The organism is Candidatus Ulvibacter alkanivorans, assembly GCF_003333325.1.
Taxonomy (GTDB): Bacteria; Bacteroidota; Bacteroidia; order Flavobacteriales; family Flavobacteriaceae; genus Ulvibacter_A; species Ulvibacter_A alkanivorans.
In genome coordinates, this window is the sequence record NZ_QOLC01000079.1 from 60986 (window position 1) to 78415 (window position 17430).

A 17430-nucleotide genomic window follows, 5' to 3' on the forward strand; every position below is an offset into this window, starting at 1 on the left:
AAATGTATTATTTTTACACAAATGGACAATAGAAATTTACAGAATTAAATGAAAATATTTTCAGCAAAGCAACTTCACGAAGCCGATAAGCAGACCACCGAAAAACATAATATCACTTCTTTGGACCTCATGGAACGTGCAGGTAGTCAAATATTTAATTGGCTCCACCAACGAATGCAAGGCGCTCAAGTGCCCATTCATATTTTTTGTGGTATAGGAAATAATGGGGGTGACGGACTTGTGGTAGGGCGCCTCTTGATCGAGCATGGATATAATGTACATATATATGTTGCCAATTTTACCGATAAGCGATCGAAGTGTTTTTTAATTAATTACGACCGAGTAAAAGAGGTTACCAAGAATTGGCCTATTTTAATGACTTCGGAAAGGGATTTCCCTAAGATCAACGCCGAAGATATTGTGATCGATGCGCTCTTCGGAATTGGATTAAATCGGCCACCGGAAGGTTGGGTAAAGGAATTGATTCAGCACCTCAATAATAATAAAGCATTTACCTTAAGTATTGATATCCCAAGTGGTTTATACGCCAACAAAGCGCTCGAAGATGCTGAAGCGGTTGTAAAAGCAAATCATACGCTAACATTTCAAGCGCCTAAACTAGCCTTCTTTTTACCTGAATCGGGGCGATTTGTTCCTTACTTTGAAGCTTTGGATATTGGATTGGATCCGGAATATTTGTACGAAACCAAGCCCTTGGCACAACTCATCGCCAAACCGGAAGCACAACAATTCTATAAATCCCGCGATAAGTTCGATCACAAAGGCACCTTTGGTCATGCGCTCATTATAGGAGGCAGTCATGGTAAGATTGGTGCGGCTGTTCTCGCTACAAAAGCGGCTTTTAGAATGGGGGCCGGACTTGTTACAACCTTTGTTCCTACATGCGGATATACGATTCTTCAAGCAACGGTGCCGGAAGCCATGACATTGACCGACACCCACGACGATAGAATCACTACCATAAGTTATGAGATCGAACCCGATGCCATTGGAATAGGGATGGGTATTGGTACTCACAAGGATACGATCGCAGCACTCAAAAAGTTCTTTTCTGAAGTAAAAACTCCATTACTCTTAGATGCCGACGCGTTAAATTGTATAGCAAAAGACGATGAGCTGTTAAAAACGCTTCCGAAGCAAAGCATTTTAACCCCACATCCCGGTGAACTAGAACGATTGATTGGAACATGGACCGACGATTACGATAAGTTAGAAAAGACTAAATCGTTTGCAAAAAAACACGAACTGGTGATAGTGATCAAAGGTGCCCATACCACAATTATTTTTGAAGACAGCATGTATATTAATACGACCGGCAATCCGGGAATGGCCACTGCAGGCAGTGGAGACACGCTTTCCGGTATTATCACCGGACTCTTAGCACAAGGGTATGATCCGCTATTGGCATCGGTATTTGGAGTTTATCTACATGGAAGTGCCGGTATGATCGCTTCACAAGAAATGGGATTTGAGGCCGTTATGGCCAGTGATTTGATCGATAATCTAGGAAATGCTTATCTAGCCTTATTCTCGCAAGATGCCCCTGCAACTGATGCTAAGAACAAGTAGGAGGAAAACCGCTACAATGAAAACACTTTTATGCGTAAACCTCAAAGGAAATTGTACTTTTGTGCCACAAATAACCTAAACCATGCAGGAGATTCATTATATAAGTAGCGAAATATTAGACTTAGCTACCATAAGCGAAATTACCCGTTCGCAGAAGAAATTAGAACTTTCGGAAGAAGCCATACTCAATATCAAAAAATCACATGCGTATCTTTCGAACAAGATAAAAGATAATGATACACCTATCTATGGTATCAACACAGGTTTTGGATCCTTATGTAATGTGAAGATCTCTTCGGAGAACTTATCGAAACTTCAAGAAAATCTGGTCATGTCTCATGCATGTGGTACGGGAGATTATGTACCAAAACCAATCGTTAAACTGATGCTGTTGCTTAAGATTCAATCGTTGGGGTATGGGTATAGTGGTGTGCAATTAGAAACGGTCGAACGACTTATCGATTTTTACAACCATGATATTCTTCCAGTCGTGTACACACAAGGTAGTCTAGGTGCTTCAGGTGATCTTGCTCCTTTAGCGCATTTATCGTTACCCCTAATAGGAAAAGGATTGGTTCATGTTGATGGCGCGATCGAAGCTTCCGAAGCCATCTTAAAAAAACACAACTGGGAACCAATTACACTAAAAGCGAAAGAAGGACTCGCTTTGCTAAACGGAACTCAATTCATGAGTGCCTACGGAGTGCATTGCCTTTTAAAATGTCATAAATTATCGTATTTGGCCGACGTGATAAGTTCTGTATCCATCGATGCGTTCAATTGTAATATGAGTCCGTACAATGCCTTGGTTCATTTGGTACGTCCCCATAGAGGGCAAGTAAAAACAGCAGAACGTATTTTGGAACTTCTGGAAGGAAGCGAGATTGGAGCCGATGAAAATAAAATGGTACAAGATCCGTATTCATTTAGATGTATCCCACAGGTACATGGAGCGACAAAGGATACGATACTTTTTACCACAAAGACATTTAAGACAGAGATCAATTCGGTTACCGATAACCCGAATATCTTTGTAAAGGAAGACCAGATTATCTCCGGAGGAAATTTTCATGGACAACCATTGGCGTTAGCACTCGATTTTTTGGGGATCGCAATGGCAGAGTTAGGTAATATTTCCGAACGACGAACTTACCAACTTGTTTCCGGACTTCGAGGGTTACCGGATTTCTTGGTCAATAATCCCGGCTTGAATAGTGGTTTTATGATCCCCCAATATACTGCGGCTAGTATCGTGAGTCAGAACAAACAATTAGCGACACCGGCATCTGTCGACTCTATTGTCTCTTCGAATGGGCAAGAAGACCATGTGAGTATGGGTGCCAATGCAGCCACCAAATGTTTGCGAATCGTAGATAATTTGGAAACGATTCTAGCGATCGAATTAATGAACGCATCTCAAGCCTTGGCTTTTAGAGCGCCTAAGAAGTCGTCGCCATTTATAGAGGCATTCTTAATAGGGTTAAGAGAAGCTGTGCCTTTCGTTAAAGATGACCGCTTATTGGCAGACGATATTCAAGGATCGTTAGCCTATATTCAGAATATGGAAATTGACAGTGAGTTGATCTTTCAGTAGAAGGGATGCTTATGCGATTTATTGGCTGGCAATAATATCTTGTGCCCAAGATATGGCTTCATCCATATCGGTAAACGTCTCTAAGGGTTTTTTAAGAAAGATCTTTTCTACTTCTACATTTGTAATGTTTACAGGCTTTTTAGAGACTACGGCAAATGCTACTAAGTTCTCGATCTTCGAAGTTTCAAGATAAACACGAGGATCTACTGCATACGAATGTACTCGATTTGTTATATATGCGAACGGCTGATTTGGAAAGTAGGTTTCAGCAATGCGTTCAAGTTCTTTATTGTACTCTGGCTTTACAGTCACTCCTTCTTTCATGGTCATGATTACATAATTGTTGTGAACTTCAACAGTTCCAAAGTCAAATCGGATCGTAGTAATAATCATAAGTAATGGATTGCAAGCTTAAGATACAAAATATTTTGAATTTAAACTGCGCAGTTTACGCAGGTCACTGTATGCGGAAGTAATAATATTCGGCCAAGTGGTATGGGTTTACTGCAACGCCGACAACAGCCAAAATCGAGATCGTCTACCTTAGACAACGCTACTTTTAGATTGTTTAATTTCAATGTTGCCTTTTGTAATGCAGCATCATTGATGCTTTTATTGTTGATCGCGTCCATTCGGGAAACCCTTCCGATAGCATTTTCCGGAGCAATTGGTTTTGTAAGTTCTCGCAATTCTATAATTTGTTTTTCGGTGGTGGTCAATTCTTCTTTGATCCGTTTTATTATTTCTTTTTTGTCGAGCATAGTAGCGTTTTTCTAAAAGCTGTATGTTGTGGTTACTTCGGAAAGTTTTGAATTTAAAAGTAACCAAAGTTCTAGTGATATGACCTTGGTTAACACTTTGAACATTTGATAATGGTAACTAAGTGACTAACGCTTAAGGCTATGATACAACAAAAATCGCAAGTGTGCCTAAATAAAAAAAGCCTACGATTCCGTAGGCTTTTTCTGTTTTTTGATCTTTATAGTGAGTTCTTCTTTTTTCTCATCGAAATCCATCGTAATCCCGTCGCCTTCTTGCAACTTGGAATTAATGATCTCTTCGGCCAATGCATCCTCAATATACTTTTGGATCGCACGCTTAAGCGGTCTTGCTCCATATTGTTTATCGAATCCTTTATCGGCAATATAGTCTTTCGCTTTTTCGGTAAGCGTAAGATTATAGCCAAGGTCTTGAATTCGAGCAAATAACTTATCTAATTCGATATCGATGATCTTGTGAATGTCCTCTCGTTCTAATGCATTAAAGACCATTACATCATCGACACGATTCAAGAACTCGGGAGCAAAGGCTTTCTTTAAAGCGTTTTCTATAACGCTCTTTGCGTTGGCCTCCACCTGACTTTCTCTTGCAGAAGTTCCAAATCCGACGCCTTGTCCGAAATCTTTTAATTTACGCGCTCCAATATTGGAGGTCATGATAATGATCGTATTTCTAAAATCGATCTTACGTCCCAAACTATCAGTCAAGTACCCATCATCAAGAACTTGAAGAAGCATATTAAACACATCGGGATGTGCTTTTTCGATCTCATCAAGCAATACAACGGCGTAAGGCTTACGTCTTATTTTTTCTGTAAGTTGTCCACCTTCCTCATAACCTACATATCCCGGAGGCGCTCCTACCAATCTTGAAATCGCAAATTTTTCCATGTACTCGCTCATATCGATACGAATCAATGCATTTTCAGAATCGAATAATTCGCGTGCCAACACCTTTGCCAACTGAGTCTTACCAACACCTGTCTGACCGAGGAAGATAAATGAACCAATTGGTTTGTTTGGATCTTTTAGTCCGGCTCTGTTTCTTTGGATTGCTTTTACGACTTTCGCTACTGCTTCATCTTGTCCAATTACTTTTCCTTTGATCCGAGTAGGTAATTCGGCCAACTTATTACTTTCAGTTTGTGCTATTCGGTTTACCGGTACTCCGGTCATCATAGAAACAACTTCGGCCACATTTTCCTCATCAACCGTCTCACGATGTAGTTTAGAGTCGTTTTCCCATGCCTCTTGTTCGGTGGCGAGTTCTTTTTCTAAGGTCTTCTCGTCGTCTCGTAATTTAGCGGCTTCTTCGTATTTCTGTTTTTTAACGACAGAATTTTTTAATTCACGAACCTCTTCTAATTTAGCTTCGATTGTAAGGATCTTTTCCGGCACATTTATGTTGGTAATATGCACACGAGATCCCGCTTCATCTAAAGCATCGATCGCTTTGTCTGGAAGAAAACGTTCGGTCATATATCGATTGGTCAAGGTTACACAAGCTTCCAAGGCGTCATCGGTATAGGTAACATTATGATGCGACTCATATTTATCTTTTACATTTTGAAGTATTTCGATGGTTTCTTCTACGGTTGTAGGTTCCACTAATACTTTCTGAAAACGTCTTTCAAGAGCACCGTCTTTTTCTATATACTGTCTATATTCGTCCAAGGTTGTGGCTCCTATACATTGAATTTCACCACGTGCCAATGCAGGCTTGAACATGTTAGAGGCATCTAGAGAGCCTGTAGCACCTCCGGCACCCACTATGGTGTGGATCTCATCGATAAACAAGATTATGTCATCGTTCTTCTCCAGCTCGTTCATCACGGCCTTCATCCGTTCTTCAAATTGACCTCGATATTTTGTTCCGGCCACAAGGCTTGCAAGATCAAGAGTAACTACACGTTTGTCGTATAAGATTCTTGACACTTTGCGTTGTGTGATTCGTAAGGCTAATCCTTCAGCAATCGCAGATTTACCAACACCTGGTTCACCAATTAGTAACGGATTGTTCTTTTTTCGTCTACTTAGAATTTGCGAAACTCGTTGAATTTCACTTTCACGACCTACAACAGGGTCTAGCTTGCCTTCTTCTGCCAATGCAGTTAGATCTCTTCCGAAGTTATCTAAAACAGGTGTCTTAGACTTTTTATTGGTCTTTGCAGATGATCCTGAGAACAAGTTCTCTTTGTTTCCTTCATCTGCAGTAGCATCATCATCACCGGGAAAAGATTCGGCGCTTGGGCTGTCTATATAATCGTCATCGTTTGCTATCATAAGTTTAAATTGATCTTTAACACCGTCGTAGTCTACTTTCATCTTGTTCAACAATTTAGTAGTAGGGTCATTCTCATTTCTGAGAATACACAGCAACAGGTGTGCAGTATTGATTGACGAACTTTGAAATAGTTTCGCTTCCAAAAAGGTCGTCTTTAGTGCACGTTCTGCTTGACGCGTTAAATGTAGGTTCTTTTTATCATTTGTGCTTACACCGGCACCTGGATTCGCAGGACTTAAAATCTCTACTTTACGGCGCAAATGGTTTAGATCGATATCTAAAGCATTTAAAATGGTCACCGCTTTTCCATTGCCATCACGAAGTAGCCCTAGCATTAAATGCTCGGTACCAATAAAATCGTGACCTAGCCGCAGTGCCTCTTCTTTGCTGTAAGCAATTACATCTTTTACTCTTGGGGAAAAATTATCATCCATACGTTACATTCCTTTCTTCTAAAAATACTAAAATTACCTCAATAAGGACAAAAACTGTACCCCATTTAAAGGAATTAAAGTAAAAGGACGAAAAAAGGATTGAAAATCAAAGTGAAAAGCCTGATAGTTATTAACGAATTCACCCTAAATATTTGTTAATAAAATCGTGAATAATCCAACCGCCAATACCGGCTTAAACCCTCAAAATAGTGTATCTTGCTTCATTAGATTAACAACACTAATTAAAGAATTTATTTTATGGCTGAAGGTGAAAAATTGATCCCTATCAACATTGAAGATGAAATGAAATCGGCATACATCGATTATTCGATGTCCGTCATTGTGTCACGTGCCTTACCCGATGTTCGTGACGGTATGAAGCCAGTACACAGACGTGTTCTTTTTGGTATGCATGAGTTGGGTATTCGCGCAACCGGTGCACATAAAAAATCGGCGAGAATCGTTGGTGAAGTGTTAGGTAAGTATCACCCACACGGTGACACCTCTGTATATGATGCAATGGTGCGTATGGCACAAGAATGGAGTTTGAGATATATGTTGGTAGATGGGCAAGGAAACTTTGGTTCGATAGATGGTGATAGTCCGGCAGCAATGCGTTATACAGAAGCTCGTATGCAGCGTATTTCAGAAGATATGCTGGCCGATATCGATAAAGAAACTGTAGACCACCAACTTAACTTCGACGATACTTTAAAAGAACCTACCGTACTTCCTACACGAGTTCCCGGTCTATTGATCAACGGAGCGTCTGGTATTGCAGTAGGTATGGCAACCAATATGCCCCCTCATAACTTAACTGAAGTCATAGATGGTACCATTGCGTATATCGATAATCACGAGATCGAGATCGACGAATTGATGCAGCACATTAAAGCACCTGATTTCCCTACAGGTGGTGTCATCTACGGGTACGATGGAGTGCGTGATGCATTTCATACAGGTCGTGGAAGAGTAGTGATGCGCGCTAAGGCTCGGTTCGAAGAAGTAAATGGTCGAGAGTGTATCATTGTTTCTGAAATCCCGTATCAGGTGAACAAAGCCGATATGATCAAAAAAACAGCCGATCTCATTAACGAGAAGAAGATCGAAGGAATTTCAAACATTCGTGATGAGTCTGATAGAAAAGGAATGCGTATCGTTTATATTTTAAAGCGTGATGCCATTCCAAATATCGTATTAAACACCTTATTTAAATATACAGCACTTCAATCGAGCTTTAGTGTCAACAATATTGCCTTGGTAAAAGGGCGTCCACAAATGCTCAATTTAAAGGACCTGATCCATTATTTTGTGGAGCACCGTCATGAAGTGGTAGTACGTCGTACCGAGTATTTACTTCGGAAGGCAAAAGAACGCGCACACATTCTTGAAGGACTTATAATTGCTTCAGATAATATCGACGAAGTAATCCGACTTATCCGTGCATCTTCGAATGCCGATGAAGCCCGAGAAACCTTAATGAAGACCTTCGAGCTTTCAGAAATACAAGCAAAGGCGATCGTCGAAATGCGTTTGCGTCAATTAACAGGTCTTGAACAAGACAAACTGCGTACAGAGTATGAAGAGTTGATGAAAACCATAGCCGATTATGAGGACATTCTTGCTAAAAAAGAACGCAGAATGGATATCATAAAGGAGGAACTAGCCGAAATTAAAAGCAAATACGGGGATGAGCGTCGCTCTACGATCGAATACGCCGGTGGAGATGTGAGCATTACCGATCTTATTCCAGATGAGAAAGTGGTAATTACCATTTCGCATGCTGGTTATATAAAACGCACTTCTTTAACCGAATACAAAACACAGAATAGAGGTGGCGTAGGTCAAAAAGCCAGTGCCACACGAAATGAGGACTTCCTGGAACATTTGTTCGTAGGAACAAATCATCAATATATGTTGTTCTTTACTCAAAAAGGAAAATGTTTCTGGATGCGTGTTTTTGAAATTCCGGAAGGAAGCAAAACCTCGAAAGGGCGTGCGATACAAAACCTGATCAATATTGAGCCCGATGATAACGTCAAAGCCTTTATATGTACACAGGACTTGAAGGACGAGGACTATATAAATAATCACTTTGTGATCATGGCCACTAAAAAAGGTCAGGTTAAGAAAACACCGCTTGAGCAATATTCTAGACCACGAACCAACGGAATAAATGCAATAACGATCAAGGAAGATGATATGTTGTTGGAAGCTAAGTTGACTACCGGTGACAGCCAAGTCATGTTGGCAGTTCGTTCCGGAAAAGCAATTCGTTTTGAAGAAGAGAAGACCCGACCTATGGGAAGAAATGCTTCAGGGGTTAGAGGTATAAAATTAGACGATAAGCATGATGAAGTGATTGGTATGATCGCTATCAATAATGACGAATCTGACATTTTAGTAGTTTCCGAAGGAGGCTACGGAAAACGTTCAAGTATAGAAGATTACCGTATAACAAATCGTGGAGGAAAAGGAGTAAAAACCATTAATGTTACCGAAAAAACCGGTAAATTAGTAGCAATCAAGAATGTAACCGACGATGATGATCTAATGATCATTAATAAATCGGGAATCGCGATTCGAATGGCGGTAGACGACCTTCGCGTTATGGGGCGCGCAACACAAGGGGTGCGTCTTATTAAGGTAAGAGAAGATGATGCTATCGCTGCTGTTGCTAAAGTGAAACGCGACGAGGACGATGTAGATGAAAATGGCGAAGACACAGATAATGGCACCACTCTTGATAATGAGGAGACACAAACTGAAAACAACGATAAAAATTAAAACCCACAAAAAATGAAAAAACAAATATTGGTAATAGGGGTAATGTTAATCTCTATTCTTGCATTTGGCCAAAAAAAAGAAATTAAAAAAGCTCAAAAAGCAGTTAAATCAGGCGATTATAATGAGGCAATTAGCTTTTTGAATTCAGCAGAAGGCATGCTTGGAAGTGCCGATGCGGATATGAAGGCCGATTTTTATGCAACCAAAGCCAATGCTTACATTGGATTAGCTAACAATGATTTTGAAAAGATGAAGATGGCAGCAGATGCTATCGATAAAGCGATCGAAATAGATCCCGGTATGGCAGAAGACCTAAGCCAAAGCGTTGTCGATCTTAGAAGACTGCTTATTAATAGTGCGGTTAAAGATCAAAACGCAAAGAACTTTAAGGTAGCGGCCGATAAACTGTATACAAGCTATCGTATTAGCCCTGCAGATACTTCCGATCTTTACTTTGCCGCAGGATATGCTGTAAATGCCGAGGACCTTGATAAAGCGCTAGACTATTACAACAAGCTTTATGATATGGGATACCAAGGTGCTTCGATTGAATATGTTGCTACAGAGAAGAAGACCGGAAAAGTAGAAGTATTCGACTCTAAAGTACAACGCGACATCTTAATTAAAAGTGGAGAATACATTAAGCCGGAAGACAGAACCGCCGATTCCAAACGAGCAGATGTGCTTAGAAACCTCACATTGATTTACATCGAAAAAGGGGATGAAGAGAAAGCTGTAAAGCTTATGAAAGAAGCCAGAGCTGAAAGTCCGAACGATGTATCGCTATTGCGGGCAGAGGCCGATATGGCCTACAATATGGGAGATCTTCCAAAATACAATAAACTTATGAATGAGATCGTAGCTACCGATCCTGATAATCCTGAGATCTATTACAACTTAGGAGTTGGTAGTTCAGAAATTGGAAACAACGAAAAAGCGATCGAGTATTATAAAAAAGCAATCGATCTAAAACCGGACTACGCTGCCGCAATCATCAACATTGGTGTACTAAAATTGAACAAAGAAAAAGCGATCGTAGAGGAGATGAACAGTCTCGGAACTTCCAGAGCAGATAATGAGCGATACGACGAATTAAAGGAAGAAAGAAACGAAATGTATGAGGACGTTGTGACTTATTTTGAAAGAGCCTTAGCGCTTCAGCCGGATAACATCGGACTTATGAATACGCTTGCTACCATCTACACCCAACTTGGTGAAGATGAAAAATATAAAGCGATGAAGGCTAAAATTGCCGCTAAAGAAGGGCAATAGCTATAACCTTATCATAATTGTAAAAAAAAGCGGTCAATGATGACCGCTTTTTTTTATACAATTCTTTTAATAACGCGAAGTTTGTGGGTGTGTGTGCGCTTTTCGTAATTAAAGATCCCGGTATGGTCTATCCGGTCTATGCGTACCTTACCGTGTGCATGAATTATATAATGATCTTTCATAATGATACCCACATGGGTGATGGCACCTTCGGCATTATCGAAGAAGGCTAGATCACCAGGCTCGCTTTCCTCTATAAAGCTCAATGCCTCTCCTTGCGTCGCTTGTTGGCTGGCATCACGTTTAAGTCGATGTCCGTTCAATTTATACACCATTTGGGTAAAGCCACTGCAATCGATTCCAAAAGGCGTTTTTCCTCCCCATAAGTAAGGCGCATTTAGATAGAGTAGTGCGGTTTCTACTAAGTGTTTCTTCGGAAACTTCTTACTTACCATTTTTCCGTCGAAAGAATGCTTCAAATAGTTGCTAGCATTCAGCGTGCTACCCATGCATATAGATAATAATTGCCCTTCTTCCGAAGCGACAAAATCGACCAAATCGGAAGATAAACGCGGAGTTTGCTTTCTAAGATCTGTAAAGATCTCTTCAGAAATAAATACAAATTGCTTAGTGTCTATCCAACCCTCATACCCATCAAAATCTAAACGAATACGGCTCCATTTCTTTCGGTGTTCTAACACCTTAAATTGTTCGCCATACAAAACCTGCGTTACCATTTCACTGGTATCAGCGGCTTCAGCACGCAATGGAACAATGCTTAAATGACAAATGCCGTATTTCATTGATGAGGGATCGCTGGGTTTAGAGGTCTAATTTCGTTCGATCACCATAGCCGATGCACCTCCACCGCCATTACAAATAGCCGCAGCTCCTATTTTACCGTTGTTTTGTTTAAGCACATTTAGAAGTGTGATTAAAATGCGAACACCGCTACAACCTAATGGGTGACCTAATGAAACGGCTCCGCCATTAATATTAACTTTTTCGGCATCAAGTCCTAGAATCTTGATATTTGCCAATCCGACAACCGCGAATGCTTCGTTGAATTCAAAATAATCGACATCCTCCTTGGTAATGCCTGCTTTGTCTAAAGCCTTTGGCAATGCCTTTGAAGGAGCTGTGGTAAACCATTTTGGTTCGGTTGCTGCATCTGCGTAGCTCTTAATGGTTGCTAAAGGTGTAAGTCCTAATTCGTTTGCTTTTTCCTCGCTCATCAAGATCATCGCGCCGGCCCCATCGTTAATGGTAGAGGCGTTGGCAGCGGTAACTGTTCCGTCTTTGCTAAATGCGGGACGCAGCGATGGTATTTTATCCATCTTCACATTCTTATATTCTTCGTCTTCGGAAACTATTACAGGTTCACCGCGACGCTGTGGTACCGATACAGGCACTACTTCGTCCTTAAACTTCCCGTTTGACCATGCTTTGGCCGAACGATTATAGGATTCGATCGCAAAAGCATCTTGATCTTCACGAGAAAAATTATGTTCGGTCGCACAAAGGTCGGCACATACCCCCATGGCATTGTGATCATAAGCATCTACCAATCCGTCTTTTTGCATTCCATCGATCAAAGTAGCTGGACCAAATTTTTGTCCGTTTCGCATATGAACGTAATGTGGAATATTACTCATGCTTTCCATACCTCCTGCAACGACCACATCGGCATCGCCTAATGCGATAGCTTGGGCTGCGTGCATTACTGCCTTCATTCCTGAAGCACACACTTTATTAACCGTGGTACACGGAACTGTTTCCGGGATACCTGCGCTTAAAGCCGCTTGCCTAGCCGGTGCTTGACCAACCCCTGCCTGTACAACATTACCCATAAAAACTTCTTGAACTTTTGAAGGGTCTAAATTGATCTTATCTAAGGCACCTTTAATGGCTGCCGATCCAAGTTGTACGGCTGTTAAAGAGGAAAGACTTCCCATAAAACTACCTATTGGGGTTCTGGTTGCTGAAACAATTACGACTTTTTTACTCATTATGATATGGAATTTTTAGATTCTAAATTTGGATAACGTTTCAGAATAAAATAGTACTGAAACAAGGTTGCAAATTTACACATTATAAACTGAAAAATCAATCTTTAGCATTGCTAGCTTTGGGATTAGTTCCCCTATATTTATACCTTTACGCAACGAATTGATATATGAACAACTTATTATCTCTCTTCTCCAAGAATCAATCGCTTATATACAAGACGTTTTTGTTTGTAGGGGCTACGCTGTTAATTATTTATTTGTTGCCCAAAGGCGGACAGTTCAAGTATAACTTCCAAAAGGGGAAGCCTTGGCAATATGAGAATTTGTATGCTCCGTTTAGCTTTACCATAAAGAAAGAGAAAGAGACGCTTGAAAAAGAGCGGGAGGCGATACGTGCTACCAACATACCTTATTTTGAGTATGATGCCGAAATAGCCGAAACAAGTAAGGAAGCGTTTTCAGATCGATTTGAATCTGTTTATGAAGACACGCTTTACGATATTTCAAAATTTCGATTAAAACAAATTGGAACACAGATCCTTAACGACATCTACAAATACGGTGTAACCGAAGAAGTGCACGCCTACGAACAAGACAAGCTTATCTATTTAAAGAACGACAACAAGATAGAAGAGATAAGCTACTCCCAGCTTTTTAAAAAGGAGGATCTACCCTCCAAGATTGAACGAGAAGCGATCCGGGCCAATGCAGATAACACCATCACATTTTTACGTCAATTACTCTCACAAACCGTTAAAAGCAATGTGAGCATGAATGTCAAGCTCACCGAGGCTACCTTAGAATCGGAGTTGAATGCGATCAACCCAAATCGAGGCATAATCGAAAAGGGTGGGCGAATCATTGCAAAAGGAGAAGTAGTAGAAGGCGACACTTATCAAATTCTCAATTCGCTTAAGGCCGAGTTTCAATCGCAAGTATGGAGCAAGTCTAATTATACCTGGTTGCTCGTAGGATATTCTATCTTAGTTTCTTTGGTCTTCTTGATGTTGTTCTTGTTTCTGAAGAAATATCGAACTTCCATTTATAACAACAATACCAAAGTAACCTTTATCTTTTTTAACGTTATCCTAATGGTTTTTTTAACGACCATAGTCGTTAAGCTAGACGCCGCTTATGTTTACGTTGTTCCCTTGTGTATTTTACCGCTGGTACTCAAGGCTTTTTTTGATCCTAGGCTTGGGTTGTTCGTGCATGTATTAACGCTTTTGCTTTTGGGATTTGTGGTGCCCAACAGTTTCGAATATCTGTTTTTACAGATCATCGCCGGAGTTGTGACCATACTAACTATTTCAGAATTATATAAACGAGCCAATCTGTTTATCTCGGTAGCGCAAATTACAATGATCTATATTATTGGGTATTTCGCTTTCTTTATTATCCAAGAAGGGAATATCGAATTAATTCAATGGGCCACTTTTGGATATTTTATTCTGAATGGCCTCGCGACATTGTTTGCACATCCGTTGATCTATTTATATGAAAAACTCTTCGGAATGGTTTCCGACGTCTCACTACTGGAGTTAAGCGACACCAATTCTAAATTACTAAAAGAGCTTTCTAACAAAGCCCCAGGAACATTCCACCATTCGCTTAATGTCGCCAATCTTGCTGAAGCAGCTGCCAACGAAATAGGCGCCAATGCCATGTTGATTCGTGTTGGTGCTTTATATCACGATATTGGTAAAATGAACAATCCAACGATGTTCACCGAAAATCAAGTGAATTCTATCAACACTCACAATGAGTTAGAGCCTAAAGAAAGTGCCGCCATTATTATTGATCATGTTATAAAAGGCATCGAAATTGCCCGAAAAAACAAGCTTCCCGATCGAGTAATCGATTTTATTCGTACACACCATGGAACCAGTTTGGTGTATTATTTCTATAAAAAAGAAAAGGAATTGAACGGTAGCGCAAACCCCGAAGATTTTATGTATCCCGGACCCATTCCTTTTTCTAGGGAAACGGCTATTTTAATGATGGCCGATAGTGTTGAAGCGGCAAGCAAAAGCTTAAAAGAGCCGAGTTCCTCGAAAATCGACACTTTCGTAGAAAAGATCATTAACTCGCAAATGGAGCAAGGACAATTTCTCAACGCTAATATTACCTTTAAAGAGATTCAGCTTATTAAAAAGGTCTTAAAGAAAAAATTGAACAACATATACCATCTACGAGTAGAATATCCGGAATAAGCGACCTTACTTGTCGTTGAGTACCGCTTTAATGGCCGAATCCAGTATCTCGATCCCTAGGTCTATTTCTTCTTTAGTAATAGACAGCGGCGGTGCAATACGAAAAACCCCACCAAACCCTTGTACGCGAACTATGTTCATACTTAGTCCTAATTCAAGACATTTAGCCGAAATTTTATTTCCCAAGACGACATCCATTTCACGGGTTTCCCGATCTTTCACGATCTCTAATCCCAATAACAATCCTTTTCCTCGAACGTCACCAATGCATTCGTAGGTTTCTTTGAGATCTAATAATCCCGTTTTTAAGTAGTTGCCCATTTCAGTTGCACGCTCAGCCATTTTTTGCTCGTGTAGAATCTCCAACATAAGTATACCAAAGGTGGCACAGAATGGATCCGAAACATGAGAGGTCACATAAATAAACCCGTTCTCATAACATTTTTGTTCGATCTCCGGACTCGTAATGGTTGCTGCTAGTGGGAGTCCGCCACCCAAGGTCTTCGACAAGGTTAAGAAATCGGGAGTTACATCAAATGCTTCAAAAGCGAATGTATGTCCCAACCGCCCAAGCGCAGTTTGTGCCTCATCAAAAATAAGAAGCAATCCTCTTTCATCGCACAGTTCCTTTAATCGCTTTACATACGATTTAGTCAAAGGAATGATCCCTGCCGCACTCAATACAGGTTCTGCGATCATTGCGGCATAAGCGCCTACAGTTTGTTGATCTACCATTTCCATTCCAACCTCCAAGCAGGTATTATCGCAACGACCTTTACAATGCTGAATTGGGCATCGATATTCATAAGGTGCAGGTAACATTAAACTTCCTGCCATAGTAGGGCCATACCCTTTCCTTGTTTTTGAATAGGTTGGCGATTGAGCTCCGGCTGTCATGCCGTGCCAAGAACCGGCAAATCCAACGATTTCAAAACCGGAAGTCGCTAATTTTGCCATTCGAAGCGCTACTTCATTAGACTCAGATCCGGTATTTACAAACATACATTTGGATAATGATTCTGGTAGTTCCTGTGCAAGTTTTTCTGCTAATTCGAGTACCGGAGGCGAGAGGATAGAACTTAATAGATGGATTGCCTTATCTCCCGATTGTGTCAGTGCTGCTACGATCTTAGGATGATTGTGACCAAACACCGAGCACATCTGTCCCGAGGTAAAATCTAAAATGGCTTTACCTTGTTGATTATAGATATAACTCCCCGAGGCCTTTTCGGCAATAAATGGCGAAAATTCCCCACAGTAACGAATCAGTAATGAATCGATTTCCTTCTTTGCTGTGTCTTTTAAATCCTGCATGTTGTTTTTTATGCAAGATGAAGCAATTAATTTCTAAAAAATTGTAAAATCTAATCATTGTGAACGAGTTCCGCGTATTGCTTCGGAATCATACCTACATGCGTTTTAAAATATTTATTGAAGTGGCTTTGGTCGTAAAAGCCGGTTTCGTACGCGACATCGGTAAATGAAGCTACGATCTCTTCTTTTATAAGTTCTTTAGCCTTTTCAATTCGAAGATTCAACAAATACCGAATAGGAGAGATCCCTACATGCGACAAAAACTGCCTGTTAAAATGGCTGCTGCTCATATGCACCACATCACTTAACTCTTCCAAATGAATGGTCCGACTATAATTTGAATTTAAAAACTCAAGGGACCTAATTAGTTTATCTGAAGTGTCACCAATCGCAGTCTGATCTTGTTGTATGTAGTTTTTAAAAATTTTCGGAATAACAGGTGCCTCATTAGTTTTGGTAGAATGTTCTCTAATAGCATCGAACCATGAAATAAACGCTTTCTTCACTAGTGGGTTCCCTTGTTGTATGTGCAAAAATGCATCCGATCGTTTATGAATAAGGGCGTAAGAGCGTGGCACTCGAATTACCTTGTAATAAAAAGAATGTTCAACTACGGTCTGATGCGCCATAAAGGGAGGTATTACAACCAATTGGTCGGGATGTAAGCGAATCTCACCATTCTTAAATTGCAACAAAGCGGTTCCACCCAATATATATGAGAAAGTATATAGATTAGGATGTAAATGTTCGGGAAAATAATGTGGTCTAGTATATCGTATGGTCTCACATTCCATATCATGCCGTTTTGTTATGGAAAATTACTAAAAAGAAACTGAACCAACGTTTTGTCGGGAATGATTTCCGAAGCAAGAGAAATTAAGCTTTTTAAACGATACTAGGGAATCCTGTAATTTTTCCGCGTTGAAAATAAAAACCCCCTACTTAAAAATTCAAACGAGCTTGATTTTCCGTAGGGGGTTTTTATTTATTCGTGATCGCACCAGGATTCGAACCTGGGACCGCCTGCTTAGAAGGCTGAAAAATGAGCTCTCAAACTAATTACAAAAAATACAAATACACTGTAAATCAGTTTTTTAATAAAATTTTATATCAAATGCTACCATTTGCCATCAAGGAAAAGTGTGCGTAAAGTG

12 protein-coding genes are annotated in these 17430 nt (G+C 40.3%); 5 read left to right on the top strand and 7 right to left on the bottom strand.

The window, feature by feature from the left end; all coding sequences use genetic code 11:
* The first annotated feature begins 48 nt into the window (after positions 1-48).
* Together DWA30_RS07295 and hutH are read left to right on the top strand one after the other, a co-directional pair.
* Positions 49-1590 (top strand): NAD(P)H-hydrate dehydratase, encoded by a 1542-nt coding sequence (locus DWA30_RS07295; protein ID WP_114491875.1) that lies wholly within the window; start codon positions 49-51, stop codon positions 1588-1590.
* 82 nt (positions 1591-1672) lie between these two features.
* Entirely contained in the window at positions 1673-3184 is a 1512-nt protein-coding gene (gene hutH / locus DWA30_RS07300; RefSeq protein WP_114491876.1) for a histidine ammonia-lyase, read from the top strand.
* An 18-nt stretch (positions 3185-3202) separates the two neighbouring features.
* On the opposite strand, the gene DWA30_RS07305 is transcribed toward hutH, so the two are convergent.
* The 3 genes from DWA30_RS07305 to DWA30_RS07315 form a co-directional block, all read right to left on the bottom strand.
* The gene (locus tag DWA30_RS07305) at positions 3203-3577 is read right to left on the bottom strand and encodes a hypothetical protein (protein WP_245933878.1); all 375 of its coding nucleotides are present in this window, start codon (positions 3575-3577) and stop codon (positions 3203-3205) included.
* Between the two features lie 41 nt (positions 3578-3618).
* Complete coding sequence (locus DWA30_RS07310) at positions 3619-3945, bottom strand: TraR/DksA family transcriptional regulator (RefSeq protein ID WP_114491877.1); 327 nt, start codon at positions 3943-3945, stop codon at positions 3619-3621.
* A gap of 183 nt (positions 3946-4128) precedes the next feature.
* Positions 4129-6681: an ATP-dependent Clp protease ATP-binding subunit gene (locus DWA30_RS07315; protein ID WP_114491878.1), complete on the bottom strand. Its 2553-nt coding sequence runs from the start codon at positions 6679-6681 to the stop codon at positions 4129-4131.
* Positions 6682-6939: 258 nt separating this feature from the next.
* On the opposite strand from DWA30_RS07315, the gene gyrA reads away from it, so the two are divergent.
* Entirely contained in the window at positions 6940-9468 is a 2529-nt protein-coding gene (gene gyrA / locus DWA30_RS07320; RefSeq protein ID WP_114491879.1) for a DNA gyrase subunit A, read from the top strand.
* 12 nt (positions 9469-9480) lie between these two features.
* Positions 9481-10740, top strand: a complete 1260-nt coding sequence (locus DWA30_RS07325) for a tetratricopeptide repeat protein (RefSeq protein WP_114491880.1) — start codon at positions 9481-9483, stop codon at positions 10738-10740.
* Between the two features lie 53 nt (positions 10741-10793).
* Here the strand turns inward: DWA30_RS07325 and DWA30_RS07330 are convergent, their stop codons facing one another.
* Together DWA30_RS07330 and DWA30_RS07335 are read right to left on the bottom strand one after the other, a co-directional pair.
* A complete protein-coding gene (locus tag DWA30_RS07330; protein ID WP_114491881.1) occupies positions 10794-11543 on the bottom strand; it encodes a C40 family peptidase in 750 nt (249 codons plus the stop codon).
* A 27-nt stretch (positions 11544-11570) separates the two neighbouring features.
* On the bottom strand, positions 11571-12749 hold the full coding sequence (locus DWA30_RS07335) for an acetyl-CoA C-acyltransferase (protein WP_114491882.1): 1179 nt from the start codon (positions 12747-12749) through the stop codon (positions 11571-11573).
* A gap of 167 nt (positions 12750-12916) precedes the next feature.
* Here DWA30_RS07335 and DWA30_RS07340 point away from each other — a divergent pair, with 167 nt between their 5' ends.
* Entirely contained in the window at positions 12917-14962 is a 2046-nt protein-coding gene (locus tag DWA30_RS07340; protein ID WP_114491883.1) for an HD family phosphohydrolase, read from the top strand.
* A gap of 6 nt (positions 14963-14968) precedes the next feature.
* Here DWA30_RS07340 and DWA30_RS07345 read toward each other — a convergent pair whose 3' ends face one another.
* A complete protein-coding gene (locus DWA30_RS07345; protein WP_114491884.1) occupies positions 14969-16276 on the bottom strand; it encodes an aspartate aminotransferase family protein in 1308 nt (435 codons plus the stop codon).
* Positions 16277-16326: 50 nt separating this feature from the next.
* Complete coding sequence (locus DWA30_RS07350) at positions 16327-17070, bottom strand: helix-turn-helix transcriptional regulator (RefSeq protein ID WP_114491885.1); 744 nt, start codon at positions 17068-17070, stop codon at positions 16327-16329.
* Between the last annotated feature and the right edge of the window lie 360 nt (positions 17071-17430).